Annotated in this window: 10 protein-coding genes; 5 read left to right on the top strand and 5 right to left on the bottom strand. The window is 61.6% G+C overall.

Annotated features, from left to right (window positions below):
* The first annotated feature begins 41 nt into the window (after positions 1-41).
* On the top strand, positions 42-5,225 hold the full coding sequence (locus K1567_RS00390) for an NEL-type E3 ubiquitin ligase domain-containing protein (RefSeq protein WP_220697998.1): 5,184 nt from the start codon (positions 42-44) through the stop codon (positions 5,223-5,225).
* Positions 5,226-5,774: 549 nt separating this feature from the next.
* On the opposite strand, the gene K1567_RS00395 is transcribed toward K1567_RS00390, so the two are convergent.
* From K1567_RS00395 to K1567_RS00405, 3 genes are all read right to left on the bottom strand, one after another.
* Positions 5,775-6,674, bottom strand: a complete 900-nt coding sequence (locus K1567_RS00395) for a hydroxymethylglutaryl-CoA lyase (RefSeq protein WP_220697999.1) — start codon at positions 6,672-6,674, stop codon at positions 5,775-5,777.
* Between the two features lie 16 nt (positions 6,675-6,690).
* A complete protein-coding gene (locus K1567_RS00400) occupies positions 6,691-7,083 on the bottom strand; it encodes a MerR family DNA-binding transcriptional regulator (protein ID WP_034098804.1) in 393 nt (130 codons plus the stop codon).
* 135 nt (positions 7,084-7,218) lie between these two features.
* A complete protein-coding gene (locus K1567_RS00405) occupies positions 7,219-8,154 on the bottom strand; it encodes a LysR family transcriptional regulator (protein WP_034098802.1) in 936 nt (311 codons plus the stop codon).
* A 151-nt stretch (positions 8,155-8,305) separates the two neighbouring features.
* Between K1567_RS00405 and K1567_RS00410 the strand changes: the two genes are divergently transcribed.
* Complete coding sequence (locus K1567_RS00410; protein WP_034114234.1) at positions 8,306-9,535, top strand: acyl-CoA dehydrogenase; 1,230 nt, start codon at positions 8,306-8,308, stop codon at positions 9,533-9,535.
* 118 nt (positions 9,536-9,653) lie between these two features.
* Here K1567_RS00410 and K1567_RS00415 read toward each other — a convergent pair whose 3' ends face one another.
* Entirely contained in the window at positions 9,654-10,988 is a 1,335-nt protein-coding gene (locus tag K1567_RS00415; RefSeq protein ID WP_040268751.1) for a substrate-binding domain-containing protein, read from the bottom strand.
* Positions 10,989-11,097: 109 nt separating this feature from the next.
* Positions 11,098-11,910, bottom strand: a complete 813-nt coding sequence (xthA, locus tag K1567_RS00420; protein ID WP_034098797.1) for an exodeoxyribonuclease III — start codon at positions 11,908-11,910, stop codon at positions 11,098-11,100.
* A 170-nt stretch (positions 11,911-12,080) separates the two neighbouring features.
* Between xthA and K1567_RS00425 the strand changes: the two genes are divergently transcribed.
* From K1567_RS00425 to K1567_RS00435, 3 genes are all read left to right on the top strand, one after another.
* Positions 12,081-12,731, top strand: coding sequence for an N-acetyltransferase (locus K1567_RS00425; protein ID WP_034098795.1), 651 nt, complete (start codon positions 12,081-12,083; stop codon positions 12,729-12,731).
* A gap of 64 nt (positions 12,732-12,795) precedes the next feature.
* Positions 12,796-14,523: an autotransporter assembly complex family protein gene (locus K1567_RS00430; RefSeq protein ID WP_034098793.1), complete on the top strand. Its 1,728-nt coding sequence runs from the start codon at positions 12,796-12,798 to the stop codon at positions 14,521-14,523.
* Positions 14,523-18,194: a translocation/assembly module TamB domain-containing protein gene (locus K1567_RS00435; RefSeq protein WP_220698000.1), complete on the top strand. Its 3,672-nt coding sequence runs from the start codon at positions 14,523-14,525 to the stop codon at positions 18,192-18,194. Before K1567_RS00430 ends, K1567_RS00435 begins: the two co-directional genes overlap by 1 nt.
* Positions 18,195-18,375 lie beyond the last annotated feature (181 nt).

Genomic DNA, 18,375 nt, shown 5'->3' on the forward strand with positions numbered 1-18,375 from the left:
CCTAGAGTGGCGGATTATTCCGCTACTCGAAGGCGATGCCCATGACCGATCTGCTCACTGATCCGCTTGCCCTGCCCGATGTCGATGATCCAAGCCCCCATGTGGGGCCCATCCAGGACAACACCCCCGTTTGGTATACCGATGCGCTGGCAGGGCGCAAGACCGAATTGGCCAACCTCAAGCTGGTTATCCCGCCCTGGTACACCAACGCCGACTCAACAGCGAAAGACCGATTGAAGGCGGTCCACGACCGCAGCCGGACTTCGTTAAACCAGCTGGATCAATGGTTCGGCCAACTCAAAAGCCCCGCCGACTATGCCGAACCCTTGCTGGTGGCGGCCATTGAAGAGAAGTTCGGCCTGCGCCTCGACGTCACGAGCGTGTTCTACGCACGCAAGATGGAGCAGAGATCGTGCAGCACCGATTCGGAAGAACTGTCGACCACCACCGTGTCGTCAGCGTCGTCGCCGCTGTATTTCTACAAGGGTGTCAGCCTGCTTGAAGCGGCCTTGATGAATTTCACCGAGGACGACGCAAGCAAGCCGATCTGCTTGGATTGTCGTTTGATCACCCGCTATAACTTTCACCAATATTCCAGCGCAAAGAAGCATGCACCCGCGAGTGTCAAGTCGTTCAAACTGTCGATCAAAGCCCACGAGTTTGCCGCCCTGTGCCGAACGCTGGACCTGGGGCAGTCGTACTACGAGCATGTGCGCGGCATTATCAATGCCCCGATTCTGGCCAAGCCCCCCGGCGCCCTGACCGGCAAGCTGTACAGCACGTTGATCACCGCGCACCGCAATCAGTTGGAATTGGCCGCCGAAATTGCCCTGATGCAGGGCCATATCCAGCCCCAGGACCATCGCTTGATCCAGGCGATTCTGACTCAACAGACCGGGCACAAATGGGCAGAGGATGACGTCAGCTTTTCGCCCTTGCAGTTGTGCACGGTCGTGATCGAGCAGGTGCTGATCATCGGGCCGGTGGTGTGGCAGCCCCATCCGCGAAATGCCACGATCCTGCCGCGACCGTGCATGGTCTACATCCCCGGTGATCCGCTGCACCCGCTCAAGGCTTACGACAACCTCACCGCCTTCGTCGACCACCTGACCACGCGCCTGTGCCGTGCTGACTACCGTACCTTCTTCAGTCAGTTCGTCCCGCTTTCCCGGCAAGAAATGTTCTTTACCAAACTCAAGGCACTACTGGACCCCGACGAGGTTTACACCGCCACGCAGAACTTCGATCCGGCGCTCAAAGCCCGGCTTCACCGCCAGGGCACCTACGCACCGCCTTGGCGTGACGTGTGGATCGACAGCGCGCAACAGCGGGTTCGCTCGATCATGGAAAACGCTCAGGCGAGCGCCGTGTCCACGCAAGAGGCCACGGACCATGCCGAGAAAGCCTGGCTGTGGTCGTGGGGCAAAAAAATACTGGATGTGCTGAACGTGGCGGCATTCGTGGTGCCGTACCTTGGCGAAGTGATGCTGATAGTTGCGGCGGTGCAAATGGTCGACGACGTGGCAGAAGGCATACAGGCGTGGTCCGAGGGCGATGCGCGTGCGGTCTGGGCGCACTTCTCGGCGGTGGGTCTGAACTTGGCGGGGCTGGCGGTGCCCGCCGCGCTGGCAGCGTTCAAAGAGACCGCTTTTATCAAGCGTCTGGTGCATGTCGACTTCGGCGGGCGCAGCCGTTTGTTTGACTTCGATCCGACGCGGTACACCCACTCGATCAGCCTGCCCGCTGAGCTGAAGCCGAACAGCCTGGGCTTGTATGAGCATCAAGGCGCCACGTACCTGCCGTCGACCCACGGCGGTCACTACAAGGTGCAAGCCATCGCCGAGGGAGATTTCAGGCTCGTCCACCCGGATGGCGACGCCCGTTACTGGCCCAGGGTACGCCACAACGGGGCGGGTGCCTGGGTGCATGAATTCGAACAACCCCTGACGTGGGATCGCAAGACCCTGTTGCGACGTCTCGGCCCCAGCGTCGACGCTTTCAGCGACGCTCAATTGGAGCAGGTCCGAGCGCTGAGTGGGGTCACGGATGAGCAATTGCGCCGGGTTTATGTCGATCAGCAATTGCCGCCGCCGCTGTTCAGAGAAGCGCTACGGCGCTTCGAATCTGCCCGTCGCTACCAAGGCTTCATTCATCGCCTGAGCAGCACCGACCCTGCCGTCTTTGGGCGTGTCGACTGGAGCTTGCAAATGAGGTTATTGCTCGACAGCGGCAAGTGGCCTGAATCCAGGGTGCTGGTCGCCTTGGATGCCGACGGCGATATCGTCTGGCGTTCGGCCGCAGTCGCCCAACGCAGTCAGGTGGTCAAGCTCGATCTGGCCCAAGCGGCGACCCGGGACGGCGTGATTCTGCCGTCGCTGCTGAGCCAATTGAGCGAAGAGCAGATCCGGCACCTGTTGGACGAGCCGGCCGTCGAGCGAGCGCTGCGTTATGAACTGATGCTGACCGGCAGAATTGATTCCGACTTTCTGGCGACGGCCGCCGATAAGGCCTACGCGGATCGCTTGGTTGAACGCATGATGAGCGAGCAGCGCACACCCCAGGCGAGGGCGCTGCGTTACCGCGACCGATTGCGCGAGTTGGCGCAGGACAGCAAAGCCAGGTTGTTTGGCCTTGAAATCGCGGCCGGGGACGTGTCCAGTGAGGCGAACGTGCAACTGCTCCAGCGCGACTTTCCAGGCTTGCCCAAACTGATCGCCGAAGACCTGTTGGCCCACGCCACCGACCAGGAGTTGGCGCGTATGGGCGAAACCTCCCGTGTGCCGTTGCGTTTGGCTGAAGAGGCGCGCCGCTATGGGCAGAGGGTCCGAGCCCTGCGCGCCCATACCGATCTATTGTTCGATAACGAACTCACCCCGGACAGTGTGCGTCTGGCGCTGCACAAGCTGGCGACGCTGCCGGGTCGTCTTGACGGCGTGGGTCTTGAGTTACGCGCTGACACCTATGACGGTGAACTGTTGGACCGCGTCGGGCGTGCTGACGCGCCCAGGCAGTTACGCCTCGTGCGCATCAGCCTCAACGAGTGGAAGCTGTTCAGCGGTCCCGATGATCTGGAGTATTGGCGCTCGGACAAAGATGCTTTCTACACCGCGCTCTGGCGGGTGGGTTACAGCGGGCGCACGGATTGGCGGCAACTGAAAGCCTCCACCCAGGCGTTGAAGGAGCAGCTCGCACAACAGCCCTTGAGCGAAGAGGGCACGCGCCAGGCCCTTGGCTTGCAAGCCATCAAACCGGGGTTCAAGTCGCCTATGCGCCTGGCGGACGGGCGGTTTGGGTACCCGCTCAGCCCAGTTGGAGGCGCGGGGCGGCGGCCGTTTATCTGCACCATGAAAGCCATGTATCTGTACCCGTCGAAGTCACTTGAAGAAGTCGAAGCCCTGTATGGGCTTCAAGGCTTGACTGATGCCCAGGTTCTAGCCCGCCTCAGCAGCCTCGAAGAGGAATACAACCAGTTGAAGCAGACGCTGGACGCCTGGCATCAGGACGCAGAGCCGGGTCACGGCCGCATTCGTCGCAGGGTCGCGGGGACGATTATGGCCGCGTGGCAGCGCCAGTCGCCGCAAGCGTATGCGGCGGATCAAACACCGATTGGCCACATTCTGGATCTATCGGACGAACTGGTGGGTGAACTGCCGCCGATAACGACGAATATGGATCATGTGGGCAGCCTGGATTTAGGTCGAATGGGACTGTCGGACGAGTCGCTCCCCTTTCTCAACGCATTCGGCCGCCTGCGCTGGCTGAATATGCGCGAAAACAACCTCACGCAACTGCCGGAGTTCACCCATGGCGGGGCGGGGCTGACCAAGCTCAACCTGAGTCGCAATGACCTGCAACTGACCGACGCCAGTCGTGCGCGCCTCGAAGGGATGCGAGACCTGAAAATCCTCGATCTGTCCGACAATCGCCGCTTGGGCTGGACCGCCGATCTGCGGGGCATGCGCAGCCTCAATCAACTTTATCTGGCCGACACCGGCACCACGACCTTTCCGGCGGGGGCTGAGCAATTGACGTCCTTGGCCAGGATCGACCTGCACTCGAACCGGATCACAACCTTGCCCGACTATGCGTATCAGCACTTGGACCGGATCAACGTGCATGAGAACCCGCTGTCGGCGGCCACCCGCGAACGCCTTGGCCTGGAGGCACCGGTGGACCCGGCGCAGTGGGCCGACCACGTCACGTTGGACGAGGCTCGGACCCTGTGGTTGCGAGAGGTGCCTGCCGCCGAACAGACGCACCGCGCCCGGCTGTGGGACGACGTGAAGGCTTGCCCTGATTCGGCCGCCCTGTTCACGGTCCTGGCCGACACTACCCGCAGCGCCGAATACGCCTCGCCGGTCACCCGCGCCGCGTTGACCCAGCGGGTGTGGGACTTGTTGGAGGCCGCCAGTCAAAGCCAGGCCATTCGCGAGTCGCTGTTTGGCATCGCCGATGATCGTGTCACCTGCGGGGATGGCAGTACGGTGGAGTTCATGAACCTTGAGAGTGAGCTGTTGGCGTTGAAGGCGCTTGAGCAGGCGGGGGAAGCGGACAGCGAAGGCTCACTGATCAGCATCGCCCGCCAGTTGTTCCGTCTGACGCTGGTGGACGCCGTGGCTGAACAGGACGTTGCTTCTCGCGGGCCGGGTTTTACCGAGCAGGTCGAAGTGATCCTGGCCTACCGGATCGGGCTGGCGGACAGGCTGGGGCTGCCGATAAACACCCGTGAAATGCTGTTTCCCCAGCAGTCCAATGTGAGCCAGCAAGCCCTCGACAGTGCTTATCGGCAAGTGCTCAGGAACGAAAGTGTTACCGCTGACGAGAGCGCTTTTTTCGTGGGACGCGAATTCTGGGAGAAACACCTGCGCAGCCGATACCCGCAGGAGCTCCAGGCATTGATGGGCCCGGGTATTGAATTGATCGAGGAAAAAAGCTCGGCGTTGTTCGAGCTTTCGGATGTGCAAGGCGAGCAAGACACGGGGGCGGACCTGGCGGCGCAAGCGGACTGGCAGAGCCGTCATGACGCGGCGGTCGACAGGCTGGCGCGCCTGTTGGGCAAAAGCAAAGACGACATTCTGGTCGATGGCGCCATGCCCAGTGCGTTCTTCGACGGGGAACTCAAGCAACTGGCGGCGGCGCGACAGCAAGAGCAAACACAGGCATTGCAGCGCCTGACTCGAAAGGTGCTGAACAATTTCATGGCCACCGAAGGCACGTCAGTGTGAGGCGCCGAACGCCCATAACACGAAGGGGACCCGAAGGTCCCCTTTAATGTGCGTTGCCTGCTCTTTTTTTATTATTGAGGGGCGGTCTATTGTTGTTTTTGGCAACCGTTACCCTTTACCGCTGTTTTTGGCGATCCCCATCCGGGATCAAGAGCAAACGTATTTTTTTGAGCGCTGATCTGCTTCTTCGCAAGCGATCCAACCAGTGGGTAGCTACCTGAAGGTAGTTTTATTTTTCTCTATCCGGTTGCGGGTCTCGGCACGCCGTACCCTGCGAAGCACATCTTCTCCAAAAAAATCTGTTAGCTGCGTCTCTGCCGTGTTGTTTTTGTTATGTCAGAGTCGTTTCGTCTTATTTTTATTAGGTTTGGCGCTTTTTATTCTTGTTATGCCATAGAGATAGCAGAAGCCGTGCCAACTTTTAAAATATCTTTAAAATCAAGGAGTTGATTTTTGTGTAGGAAATGACCGGGGGCAAATACGACAAAATATGTTCCCGTGTTACTCGATGTGTAGGGCTTGGGTAACACATTGTCACAGGCGTGCTACTCACACGGCGTTACGCGCCTTGGCCACCCGCGAACCGCTGGGGCGCCCCAGCACCTGGCTGATCTGCCGGCCTGCGAGGATCAAGGCGTCCAAGTCGACCCCGGTGTGAATGCCCAGGCCATTGAGCAGGTACAGCACGTCTTCGGTCGCGACGTTACCGCTGGCGCCCTTGGCATACGGGCAGCCGCCAAGCCCGGCAATAGAGCTGTCGAACACCTGGATACCTTCCAGCAGCCCGGCGTACACATTGGCGATGGCCTGGCCATAGGTGTCGTGGAAATGCCCGGCCAACTTGTCCCGTGGCACCTGCGCGCCGACCACTTCAAACAGGCGGCGGGTGGCGCCCGCCGTGCCGGTGCCGATAGTGTCGCCCAACGACACTTCATAACAGCCCATGGCATACAACTCCCGCGCCACTACCGCTACCTGTTCGGCGGCGATCTCGCCTTCATAGGGGCAGCCCAATACACAGGACACATAGCCGCGCACACTGACCCCGTGTTGCTGGGCTGCGGCCATGATGGGCGCGAAACGTTCCAGGCTTTCGTTGATGGAACAGTTGATATTGCGCTGGGAAAACGCCTCGGACGCGGCCGCGAACACCGCCACTTCCTTGACCCCGGCGGCCAGCGCGTCTTCGAAACCGCGCAGGTTCGGTGCCAATGCGCCATAGGTCACGCCGGGTTTGCGCTGGATCTGGGCGAACACTTCGGCGGAGCCGGCCATTTGCGGCACCCACTTGGGCGAAACAAAACTGCCGACTTCGATATAGCTCAAGCCGGCGGCGCTGAGGGCGTCGACCAATTGAACCTTGTCCGCGACGCTGATGGGGTTGGCTTCGTTCTGCAAACCGTCGCGCGGGCCGACTTCAACCAGGCGGACGTGGGAGGGGAGGGTCATGGCGGTCACCTTCTGATCAATCGCCGGCCTGGCGCATGGTTTGGGCCAGGGCCTGGGTGCAACGCTCTTCGGCGGTGTCCAGTTCCAGCTTCATCTGTTCGATATCCAGCAGTTGCTGTTCCAACTGCTCACGGCGCTCGGCGATCTTGGCCAGCATGCTGTTGAGCTGGATGTGGTTGCCGCTGCTGGGGTCATAGAGTTCGATCAATTCGCGGCACTCGGCCAGGGAAAAGCCGATGCGCTTGCCGCGCAGGATCAGCTTAAGGCTGACCTTGTCCCGCGCGCTGTAAATGCGTTCCTGACCACGCCGCTCAGGGGCCAGCAGGCCCTGTTCTTCATAGAAACGGATGGCGCGGGTGGTGATATCCAGCTCGCGGGCGAGGTCGGAAATACTGTAGGTAGTGCTCATGGCGGCGCTCAAGAAAGTTCTGGCGCTAAGCTAAAGGTAGGTTGACGTGAACGTCAAGGTCCGCTGCGCGGACCATCGGGGGCGAGCCCCCTCCCACAAAGGGCTCCTTGGTAGTCCATTGCACGGGAGGGGCGCTCAAGCTTGTTGTTTGTCGAGCTTCTTTTCGTGGGCGGTGACTTGTTGGCACAGCTCGATCATCTGCTCGCGCATCCAGCGGTTGGCCGGGTCTTGGTCGGTGCTTTCGTGCCAGTACAAGTGGGTTTCCACCGGCGGTACGTCGTTCACCGGCAAGTTGAACCAGTGCAGTTCATGGCGTCGGGCAAAGCGCTCGGGCACGGTCATCACCATGTCGGTCTGCTGCAGCACTTGCGAGGCCATCAGGTAATGCTGGGAGCGCAGGGCGATCTTGCGCTGGATGCCCATTTTGCCCAGCGCCAGGTCGACGTGGCCCAGACCGTTGCGACGGCTGGAGATATGGATATGGGTCAGCGACAGGTAATCGTCCAAGGTGAATTTGTCCTTGCCCGCCATCGGGTGGCCCTTGCGCATGGCGCAGACGTAGCGGTCCTCCATCAGCTTGACGTGACGTACCTGCGGGTCGGTATTGAGCGGCGCGTCCACGGCAAAGTCCAGGCGCCCGGCGGCCAGTTCCTTGGTGGTTTCGCGGCGCTTGGAGAGGAAACTCTCGATCACCACCGTGGGCGCCAGGCGGCGCAGGCGCTGGAACAGCGGCGGCAGGATCACCGCCTCGGTAAGGTCGGTCATGCTGATGCGGTAGGTTTTGGCCGCCTGTTGCGGGTTGAAGATGCGGCTTTCCTGCACCGACACCCGCAGCAGCGACAGCGCGTTGCGCACCGGGCCGATGATGTTCTGCGCCATCGGCGTGGGCACCATGCCTTGGGCGGTGCGCACGAACAGCGGGTCGTTGAAGGTCTCGCGCAGACGGGCCAGAGCGTTGGACACCGCCGGTTGGGTGATGCCGACAATCTGCCCGGCGCGGGTCAGGTTGGCTTCGGTGTAGATCGCGTCAAAGACGATGAAGAGGTTGAGGTCGACCTTGCTCAGATTCATTTCGTTGCGCTCTTATTGTTAGGTGCTCATACGCCGATCATATATCGGTGATGAATGTTAATACACGCCGAGAATAGGCTAGGTAAATTATCAACGCTGTTCTAGCATCGATTGCATGACCTAAACAACCTCTCCAAGAAGGGAGCTGCTCATGGATTTCGCCTATTCGCCCAAGGTTCAGGAACTGCGTGAACGCGTCACTGCGTTCATGGACGCTTACGTTTACCCCGCCGAGCCGGTGTTTGAACGCCAGGTCAGCGAAGGCGACCGTTGGCAGCCCACTGCGATCATGGAAGAACTCAAAGCCAAAGCTAAAGCCGAGGGCCTGTGGAATTTGTTCTTGCCCGAGTCCGAACTGGGCGCTGGCCTGACCAACCTCGAATACGCGCCCTTGGCGGAAATCATGGGCCGTTCGCTGCTGGGGCCGGAGCCGTTCAACTGCTCGGCGCCGGATACTGGCAATATGGAAGTGCTGGTGCGCTATGCCAATGCCGAACAGAAACAGCGCTGGCTTGAACCACTGCTGCGCGGCGAGATCCGCTCGGCATTCGCCATGACCGAACCGGACGTGGCTTCCTCGGACGCCACCAACATGGCCGCCCGCGCCGAACGCCAGGGCGACGAGTGGGTGATCAACGGCAAGAAATGGTGGACTTCCGGCGCCTGCGATCCACGCTGCAAAATCCTGATCTTTATGGGCCTGAGCAACCCCGATGCGCCGCGTCACCAGCAGCACTCGATGATCCTGGTGCCGGTGGATACCCCCGGGGTGAAAATCCTGCGGCCGCTGCCGGTGTTCGGTTACGACGACGCGCCCCACGGCCATGCCGAAGTGCTGTTCGACAACGTGCGCGTACCTTATGAAAACGTATTGTTGGGTGAAGGGCGTGGCTTCGAGATTGCCCAGGGGCGCCTTGGCCCTGGCCGTATCCACCACTGCATGCGCTCGATCGGTATGGCCGAGCGCGCGCTGGAATTGATGTGCAAGCGCTCGGTCAGCCGTACCGCTTTCGGCAAACCGTTGGCGCGGTTGGGCGGCAATATCGACAAGATCGCCGACTCACGCATGGAAATCGACATGGCGCGCCTGCTGACCCTGAAGGCGGCGTACATGATGGACACCGTGGGTAACAAAGTGGCAAAAAGCGAAATCGCCCAGATCAAAGTAGTGGCGCCGAACGTCGCCCTGAAGGTGATCGACCGCGCGATCCAGATCCACGGCGGTGCCGGGGTGTCCAACGACTTCCCCTTGGCCTACATGTACGCCATGCAGCGCACCCTGCGCCTGGCCGACGGCCCGGACGAAGTGCACCGCGCGGCGATCGGCAAGTTCGAGATCGGCAAGTACGTGCCTCGGGAGTTGATGCGCGGCGGGCAGTGACACCGCAGCGCCTGCATCGGGGGCAAGCCCCCTCCCACCTGTGATCGTGTGCTTCCAGTCAGTGTGGGAGGGGGCTTGCCCCCGATAAGGCCAGTGCCAACAACCCAACACCCAAGCCTCAGTACACCCACACCTCCACCCGCCGATTCTTGATCCGCCCCTCATCCGCCGTATTCGCCGCTACTGGCATCTGCGCCCCGAACCCACGGATATCGCGCAGCACCACGCCGCTGCGAACCAGCTCTCGCCGCACCGCCATGGCACGCAGCTTGGACAGTAATGCTGCGCGTTGCGGGTCATTCTTGGCGTCGCCAAAGCCCACCAGCGTGACCTGCTTATTGAGCTTGTCGTGACGTTTCAGGTACGCCACCACCCGTTGCAGGTCCTGGCGTGCCTTGTTGTCGAGGCTGGCGCTGCCTTCTTCGAAGCGAAAATTCACGCTCAAGCGCTGGGCGTCGCGGGCTATTGCCTGGTAGTCGTCGGGCATCGTGGGGCGCGGTGTCACGGCCATGGCTTGCACCTGCTGCGCGATAAAGCCGTTGGCCGCCACGATCGCCTGGCCCTTGGGGCTCTGGGTAAAGTCCACCAGCGCATCGGCCCAGGGGTTGCGGTTCGACGGTGGCAAGTAAAAGTACAAACGGCGTGACAGCGGGTAATCCTCGGTGGCGATCAGGCTGTTCAACGGCAGCATCGGTTGCGAGTCACCGTCGACAACCGCCACCGCCTTGGCCTGGCGCACGTAGGGCAGGCCGATAAAGCCGATGCCTTGGGGATCGCCGCTGACCGCGTCGGACAACTGCTCGCTGGATTCGAAACGCTGGGCGCTCGCCACCAACGGCTTACCGCGCAGGCGCAGTACCAGCTCCTTGAAGGTATCGTAGGTGCCCGACTGGTCATCCCGCGCATACACATGGATCGGCCCGCCGACCCCGCCCAGCGCCTCCCAGGTGCTGATCTCGCCGTTGAAGATCTGTGCCAGTTGCACGGTGTTCAACGTCGTCAGCGGGTTGCGCGGGTTAAGGATGATGGCCAGGCCATCGATGGCGATCACCTGTTCGGCGTCGGGGCTTTTCAGGTCGCCCAGGGGTTCGAGGTCCACCAGTTCGCTGTCCTTGATGGGACGGGACGAAGCTGCCAGGTCCGCGCTGGTTTTTTTAAGCGCTGCAAAACCGGTGCTGGAACCATGGGCCGCCACCTCGACGGTCACCGTCTTGCCTTGGCGCGTTTTGCCGACGATCCGCTGTTCATTGGCTCCGTCGGCCGGCTCGCTGTGTACGTCTTGCAAACCCTGCTGCGCCATCAACCCCTTGACCAGTGCCGGGCCCAATGCCGCGCCAATGGTGTTGGAACCTTGGATGCGCAAGGCTGGGCCATGATCGGGAACAGGCAGTGGAGCGGCCACGGCGGCGAGGGGCAATAGGCAACACAACAGGAACAGAACGCGCAGCGTCATGCCGGCACCTTCTCAAGCCAAAGGGAGTGCCGCGAGATTAAGTCAGTCAGGTTGCATAAATATGACTGACTGGCGGACACGCCCAGATCTGATCAAGCCCGACAACCCGTCAGCTCAATTCAAGCCAGATCGGCGCATGGTCCGAGGGTTTTTCCAAACCACGCAATTCGTAATCCACCCCCGCATCCTTGACCCGATGCAGCAAGCCCGTGGAGGCCATGATCACGTCGATGCGCAGGCCGCGCTTGGGCTCATCTTCAAAGCCGCGGCTGCGGTAGTCGAACCAGCTGAAACGGTCGCTCACGTCCGGGTTCAGGTGCCGGAAACTGTCCACCAGGCCCCAGTTTTTCAGGCGCGCCATCCACTCGCGCTCCTCGGGCAGGAAGCTGCATTTGCCGGTCTTGAGCCAACGTTTGGCGTTGTCGGCGCCGATGCCGATGTCGCAATCTTCCGGGGAAATATTCACGTCGCCCATCACCACCAGCGCCTGGTCGTTGCTGAACTGGCTTTCCAGCAATTGCTGCAGGTCTTCGTAGAAGCGCTGCTTGGCCGGAAATTTAGTGGGGTGGTCGCGGCTTTCGCCTTGGGGGAAGTAGCCATTCATGATGGTGACCGGCTGGCCGTTCTCGTCGGCAAAGGTGCCCCAGATAAAGCGGCGCTGGGCGTCTTCTTCATCGCTGGCAAAGCCTTTATGCACGCTCAACGCTGGCTGACGCGACAGCAGGGCCACGCCGTAGTGGCCTTTCTGCCCGTGGTAATACACGTGATAGCCAAGGGCTTGCACTTCAGCGAGGGGGAACTGGTCGTCGTGGACCTTGGTTTCCTGCAGGCCGATCACATCCGGTTGATGCTTTTCAATCAGCGCCGCCAACTGATGAGGGCGGGCGCGCAGCCCGTTGATATTGAAGGAGACGATTTTCATGGTCGGCAGTCCGGTCTTGGCAAAAAGGGCGATGCTAGCCGACAAGTCAGACGGGGGCCAGCGTGGCGGTAGGGCAGATGCGCTGCTAATGTCTGGGAACGACTGGTGCTGCGTAGGTTCGTACCCATAAGAACGCCATCCTTTGAGTGGCGCCCACTGAGATTGATTGTATGCCTGAGACTTCGACTGCCATCGCCGACATCCGTGTGCTCAACAGCGGCTATTCCCGCGAAGCCCGTTCCCTGTTGTACCAGGCTTACCGCCACGAACCGACATTCGCCTATATCTTTGAGGCCGAGCGTCCCGGCTATGAACAGCGGGTGCGCGCCACCGTGCGTGAGCTGGTCAAGCAGCACTTCTTCCAGAAGCTGCCGGCCATTGGCCTGTTTGTGAATGACCGTCTGATCGGCATCGCGCTGATTGCGCCGCCGCAACGGCGCCTGGGAATCACCGAAAGCTGGGCCTGGCAATTGCGCATGTGGCTGAGCACCGGGGTGCGCGGCACGCGGCGTTATCTGGATTATCACCATGCCGTGCTGGCGTGCTTGCCCAGCGAGTCGGTGCATATGCTGCCGCTGCTGGGGATTCATCCGCAGTTCCAGGGCAAGCATTACGGTGAGCAGTTGTTGCAGGCGGTGCATAACTGGTGCGCCGAAGACCCACATTCTTCCGGCGTGGTGCTCGACACGGGCAATTCGCGTTACCTGGAGTTTTATAAACGCCAGGGCTATGAGGAAATCGGTGAAGTGGCAGTGGGGCCGGTGTTGGAGCATGTTTTTTTTCACCCCAACCCCCAGGTATTGCAGGCCGCCACGGCGTGATGCAGATTTTTTCAGAACTTTCCGAGTTCTACGTTTCTCGCCCGCTCGTGTAGCATCCGCGCCTATGAAGTTTCCAGGAAGATTCACCAGCAGCTTGATTCTGCTGTTTACAAGCTGCGGCGCGCTGGCGCAAAGCGAATTGGACGTGCGCATCAAACCCGCCAACGACGCGTTGAAAGCCAATATTGAAGGCTACATCGGCGGCGTGGGCGATCGTGATGAAGAGGCCCTGCTGCGGTTCAGCCGTGGTGCCGAGGAGCAGGCGCGCAAAGCCGCTCAGGCGCTGGGCTTTTATCAACCGCGCATCGATAGCGACGTGCAGGGGGGCAAGAACCCGCGCCTGATCCTCAACGTCGACCCCGGCGAACCGGTGCACTTGCGTGATGTGACCATTCGGGTCGACGGCCCGGCGGCGAACCTCAAAGCGTTTCGCGTACCCGCCAGCGACGACCTTAAATCCGGCGCCATTCTCAACCACGGTCATTACGAAGACGCCAAGCGACTGATCCAGAACCAGGCTTCGCGCTACGGCTTTTTCAGCGGGCGCTTTACCCGGCAGACACTCGCGGTGGACCCCCAGGCCGGCGTCGCCGATATCGAACTGGTGTATGACAGCGGCCCGCGCTACACCCTCGGCAAAGTCAGTTTCGCCGGCGATACGCCGTTCGACGAAGACCTGTTGCACCGCATGGTGCCGTTCAAAAGCGGCGACCCTTACGACTCCGAACTTATTGCCGAACTCAACCAGAACTTGCAGGCCAGCGGGTTTTTCGAAGGCGTGCGCGTAGACGCCGCGCCCGCCGCCTCCACCAATGATGTGATCCCGGTAGCCGTGCAGTTGGACACACGCAAGCCGCGCACCATGGGCCTGGGCCTGGGTTACTCCACCGACGTAGGCCCGCGCGGCAAAGCCAACTGGACGCGACATTGGGTCAACCCTCAGGGCCATAGCTATGGCTGGGAAGCCGAACTGTCGGCGCCGCGGCAGAACGTTGGCCTCTGGTATGACATTCCCCTCGACCCGCCGCTCACCGACAAACTGCGCTTTGCCGGCGGCTACCAGAACGAAGAAATCGCCAACACCGACACCCTGAGTAAATTGCTCACCCTCGGCCCGGAATGGCACAGCAAACTGCCCAGCGGCTGGACGCGGGTGATCTCGCTCAAATGGCAGCGCGAAGAGTATCGCCTGGGTGACGATTCGGGCTTGAGCAACCTGTTGATGCCGGGCGTCAGTTATTCCTACCTGCGCAGTGACAATCGCATCGACCCCCACCATGGCTATCGCTTGCAATTGGACACCAAGGTGGCCAAGGAAGGGCTGGGTTCAGACACCAATTTGCTGTACGGCACAGCAATGGTCAAAGGCCTGACCACCTTGTGGGACAACCATCGCTTCCTCGCCCGTGCCCAAGTGGGCGGCAGTGCCACCAATGGCTATAAATCAGTGCCGCCGTCGCTGCGTTTTTTTGCCGGTGGCGACCAAAGCGTGCGCGGCTACGAGTACCAGACGTTGTCCCCCGAAAACGACCGCGGCGATCGCATCGGTGGGCGCTACATGGTGGCGCTGAGTGCCGAGTATCAATATTCCATCGCCGAAAAATGGCGGATTGCGACCTTTATCGACCAGGGCAACTCCTTCAACAATCTGGAGCTGCCCAGCCTGAAGACCGGCGTCGGCGTCGGCATCCGCTGGGTCTCGCCGGTCGGGCCGATTCGTTTGGACCTGGCCCATGCCCTGGAAGATCCGGGCGGCGTTCGTTTGCACTTTTCCATGGGGCCTGAGTTGTGATGCGTGGGGTAAAAATAGCCGGGCTGGCCGTGGTGGCCGTCCTCGCCATAGGAGTGCTGACGGGTTGGGCGATACTCGGCACCCAGGCCGGCAGCCGTTGGGCGCTGGCGCGTGTGCCGGGGTTGAGCGTGGAGAATTTCCAGGGCCGTTTGGGCGGCCAATGGCGCGCCGACCATCTGCTCTGGGAGCAGGGCAGCAGCCGCGTCGAACTCCAGGCACCGACGTTTGCCTGGTCGCCGGCTTGCTTGCTGCGCATGACCTTGTGCATCGACCGACTGGAGGTGGAACAGGTCAGCCTGCAATTTCCCCCCAGTGGCGACGACAGCAGCGGGCCGATCCAACTGCCGGACTTGAAACTACCGGTAGCCCTGCAATTGGGCGACGTTCGCGTCGGTCGCCTGTTGTTCAACGGCAGCGAGGAACTCAAGGGTCTGCAACTGGCGGCGCACTGGACGGCGGCGGGCATGCAGATCGACGCCGTGCACCTGCAGCGCGACGATCTGGTACTGGACCTGAGCGGCTTGTTGCAGCCCAGCGGTGATTGGCCGTTGACCGCCAGCGGCAACCTGAGCCTGCCTTACGCACCCGGCGGTGCGCCTTGGACAGTGGCGCTGAAGGTCGACGGCGACCTGCTCAAAACCCTCAAACTCGACGCCGACAGCAGCGGCTACCTGCCGGCCAAACTCAGCGGCGAACTGCAACCCCTGGCGGAAAACCTGCCCGCCCAATTACACATCACCGCCGATGGCTTCAAGCCCAGCGCTGATTTGCCCGACACCCTGCAGCTCAATCAACTGGACCTTACCGCCAAGGGCGACTTGAGCCGTGGCTACCAACTGCAAGGCAAGGCCGTGTTGCCGGCGGAAAAAGGCCCGGTCGATCTGTTGCTGCAAGGCAAAGTAGACGCCAAAGGCGCGCAGATCGCCGGCCTGGACGTAAATGCCGGCGACAAACAAAGCCTGAAACTCAGCGCCAACCTGGACTGGCAGCAAGGCTTCAGCGCCGATGCCAAAATCGCCTGGCTGGATTTCCCGTGGCATCGCCTGTACCCGCTGATCGACGAGCCCCAGGTGACGTTACGTACATTCAATGGCGAGGTTGCTTATAAAGATGGTAATTACCTCGGCAACCTCACGGCCGACCTCGATGGCCCGGCCGGCCCATTTTCGGTGGTCACGCCGTTCAGCGGCGACCTTACGCAGGTGTTCCTGCCGGAGCTGAAACTGAGCGCCGGCCAGGGCAAGGCCGAAGGTCACTTGAACCTGCAATTCGCCGATGGCATCGCCTGGGACACTGCGCTGGACCTGTCGGCGCTGAACCCGGCGTACTGGGTGGCTGAGTTGCCCGGCACCCTGGCCGGCCCGCTACGCAGCAAGGGCGAATTCAAGAACGAGCAGCTCAAACTCAACGCCGACCTCGACCTCAAAGGCCGCCTGCGCGGGCAAACTGCGGTGCTGGCGGCCCAGGCCGATGGCGCCGGCGAGCAGTGGACCCTGGCCAATCTCGACTTGCGCCTGGGCGACAACCGCATCCAGGGCAGCGGCAGCCTTCAACAGCGTCTGGCCGGGCAGATCGATATCAAGCTCGCACGCCTGGCTCAGTTGTGGCCGCAGTTGCGCGGTCAGATCAACGGCCGGCTCGACGTGGCCGGTACGCTCAAGGCGCCCCAGGGCAAGCTCGGCCTCAAGGGCCAGCAACTGGCGTTCGCCGACAACCGCCTGCAAGCCCTCAGCCTCGATGCCAGGTTGGATAGCGCCCAGCGCGCGATAATCGACCTCAAGGGCAGCGGCATCCAGAGCGGTGACACCCAGGTCGGCACGCTTACCGCCAGCGCCCAGGGCGACATCCGCCAGCAAAAGGTCCAGCTCGACCTGGCCGGGCCCCTGGTCAAATTGGCTTTGGCCCTGGACGGCACTCTCGACAAGGGCAACTGGCGCGGGCGTCTGGCCAGCGGCGATGTGCAGGCCGGTGGCCAGGACTGGCGGCTGCAGTCCCCGGCCAAAATCGAACGCTTGGCCGATGGCCGACTGACATTTGCGGCGCACTGCTGGGTCTCCGGAGCATCAAGCCTGTGCGGCGAAGATCAGCGGCTGATGCCCGAGCCGAAATTGCGCTACCACCTCAAGCAGTTCCCCATCGACAGCCTGGCGGCGTTTTTGCCCAAGGATTTCGCCTGGCAGGGTCGCCTCAATGCCGACCTGCAACTGGACCTGCCCGCCAGTGGCCCCAAAGGGGTGGTGTCGGTGGATGCCAGCGGTGGCACCTTGCGCGTCAAGGACAAGGCCCAGTGGTTGGACTTTCCCTACGACACCCTCAAGCTGGAAACCACCCTCAACCCCCGGCGCATCGACACGCAGCTGAACTTCCATGGCGGCAAGCTCGGTGAGTTGCTGTTGCAGGCGCAGATCAATCCATTGCCGAAAAACAAGCCGATCACCGGCCAGTTCAGCCTCATGGGGCTGGATCTGGCCGTGGCGCGGCCATTCGTGCCAATGGTGGAAAAACTCAGCGGCAAGCTCAACGGCAACGGCCGCATCAGCGGTGGCCTGCTGGCACCGCAGGTCAACGGCAGCGTCAACCTGGTGGGCGGCGAAGTGTCCGGGCCCGAACTGCCCATCAGCCTCGAAGGGCTGAACGTGCAGGCGCTGATTGCCGGTGAAAGTGTGCAGTTGAATGGCGGCTGGCGCAGCGGTAAAGCCGGGCAGGGCAGCCTCAAGGGGCAGATCGACTGGGGCCAGGCCCTGGCGGTGGACCTGCACCTGCAAGGCGCGCAACTGCCGATCACCGTCGAACCCTATGCCGAGCTGGAAGTAGCGCCCGACTTGACGATCAGCCTCAAGAACGACCGGCTGGCCATCGCCGGCAAGGTGCAGATTCCGCGCGGCGATATCACCGTGCGTGAACTGCCGCCGTCGACGGTCAAGGTGTCGGATGACACCGTGATCATTGGCAGCCAGACCGAGGAGGGCAAGCCGCCGATGGCCATGGCCATGGATATCGACGTGGTGGTGGGTGAAGACCGCCTGAATTTCTCCGGCTTTGGTCTGACCGCCAAGGTGCAGGGCCAGGTGCATATCGGCGATAACCTGGACACTCGGGGCGAGCTGTGGCTCAACGACGGCCGCTACCGCGCCTATGGGCAGAAACTCGACGTGCGGCGTGCACGCCTACTGTTCGCCGGGCCGCTGGACCAGCCGTACCTGGACATCGAGGCGATCCGCAAGACCGACGACGTGACCGCCGGTATTCGCCTGAGCGGTAGCGCCGAGCAACCTACGACGCAAATCTTCTCGGAACCGGCCATGAGCCAGGAACAGGCGCTGTCCTATCTGGTGCTGGGGCGTCCGCTGAGCACCACCGGCGAAGACAACAATATGCTCGCCCAAGCCGCCCTGGGCCTTGGCCTGATGGGCAGCGCCGGGGTGACCTCGGACATCGCCAACAAGCTCGGCATCCGCGACTTCGACCTCGACACCCAAGGCAGCGGCAACAACACCGCCGTGGTCGCCAGCGGCAAAATCACCGAGAAACTCAGCCTGCGCTATGGGGTTGGGGTATTCGAACCGGCCAACACCATTGCCTTGCGCTACCTGCTGAGCAAAAAGGTCTACTTGGAAGTGGCCAGCGGCGTGGCCAGCTCCCTGGATATCTTCTACAAGCGCGATTTCTAAACCCAACGGGGATAGAAATATAAGAAGGAGCTTGCTGTGGTGAGCGGTTTTTCTGTAGTGAGCGGGCTTGCTGTGGTGAGCGGGCTTGCCCCGCGCTGGGCTGCGAAGCAGACCCAAACCCAGGCACCTCGGTGTATCAGTTAAACCACATCGCCTGGAATGGGGCCGCTTCGCGGCCCAG

This window comes from Pseudomonas sp. S5F11, assembly GCF_019641515.1.
GTDB lineage: Bacteria > Pseudomonadota > Gammaproteobacteria > Pseudomonadales > Pseudomonadaceae > Aquipseudomonas > Aquipseudomonas rhodesiae.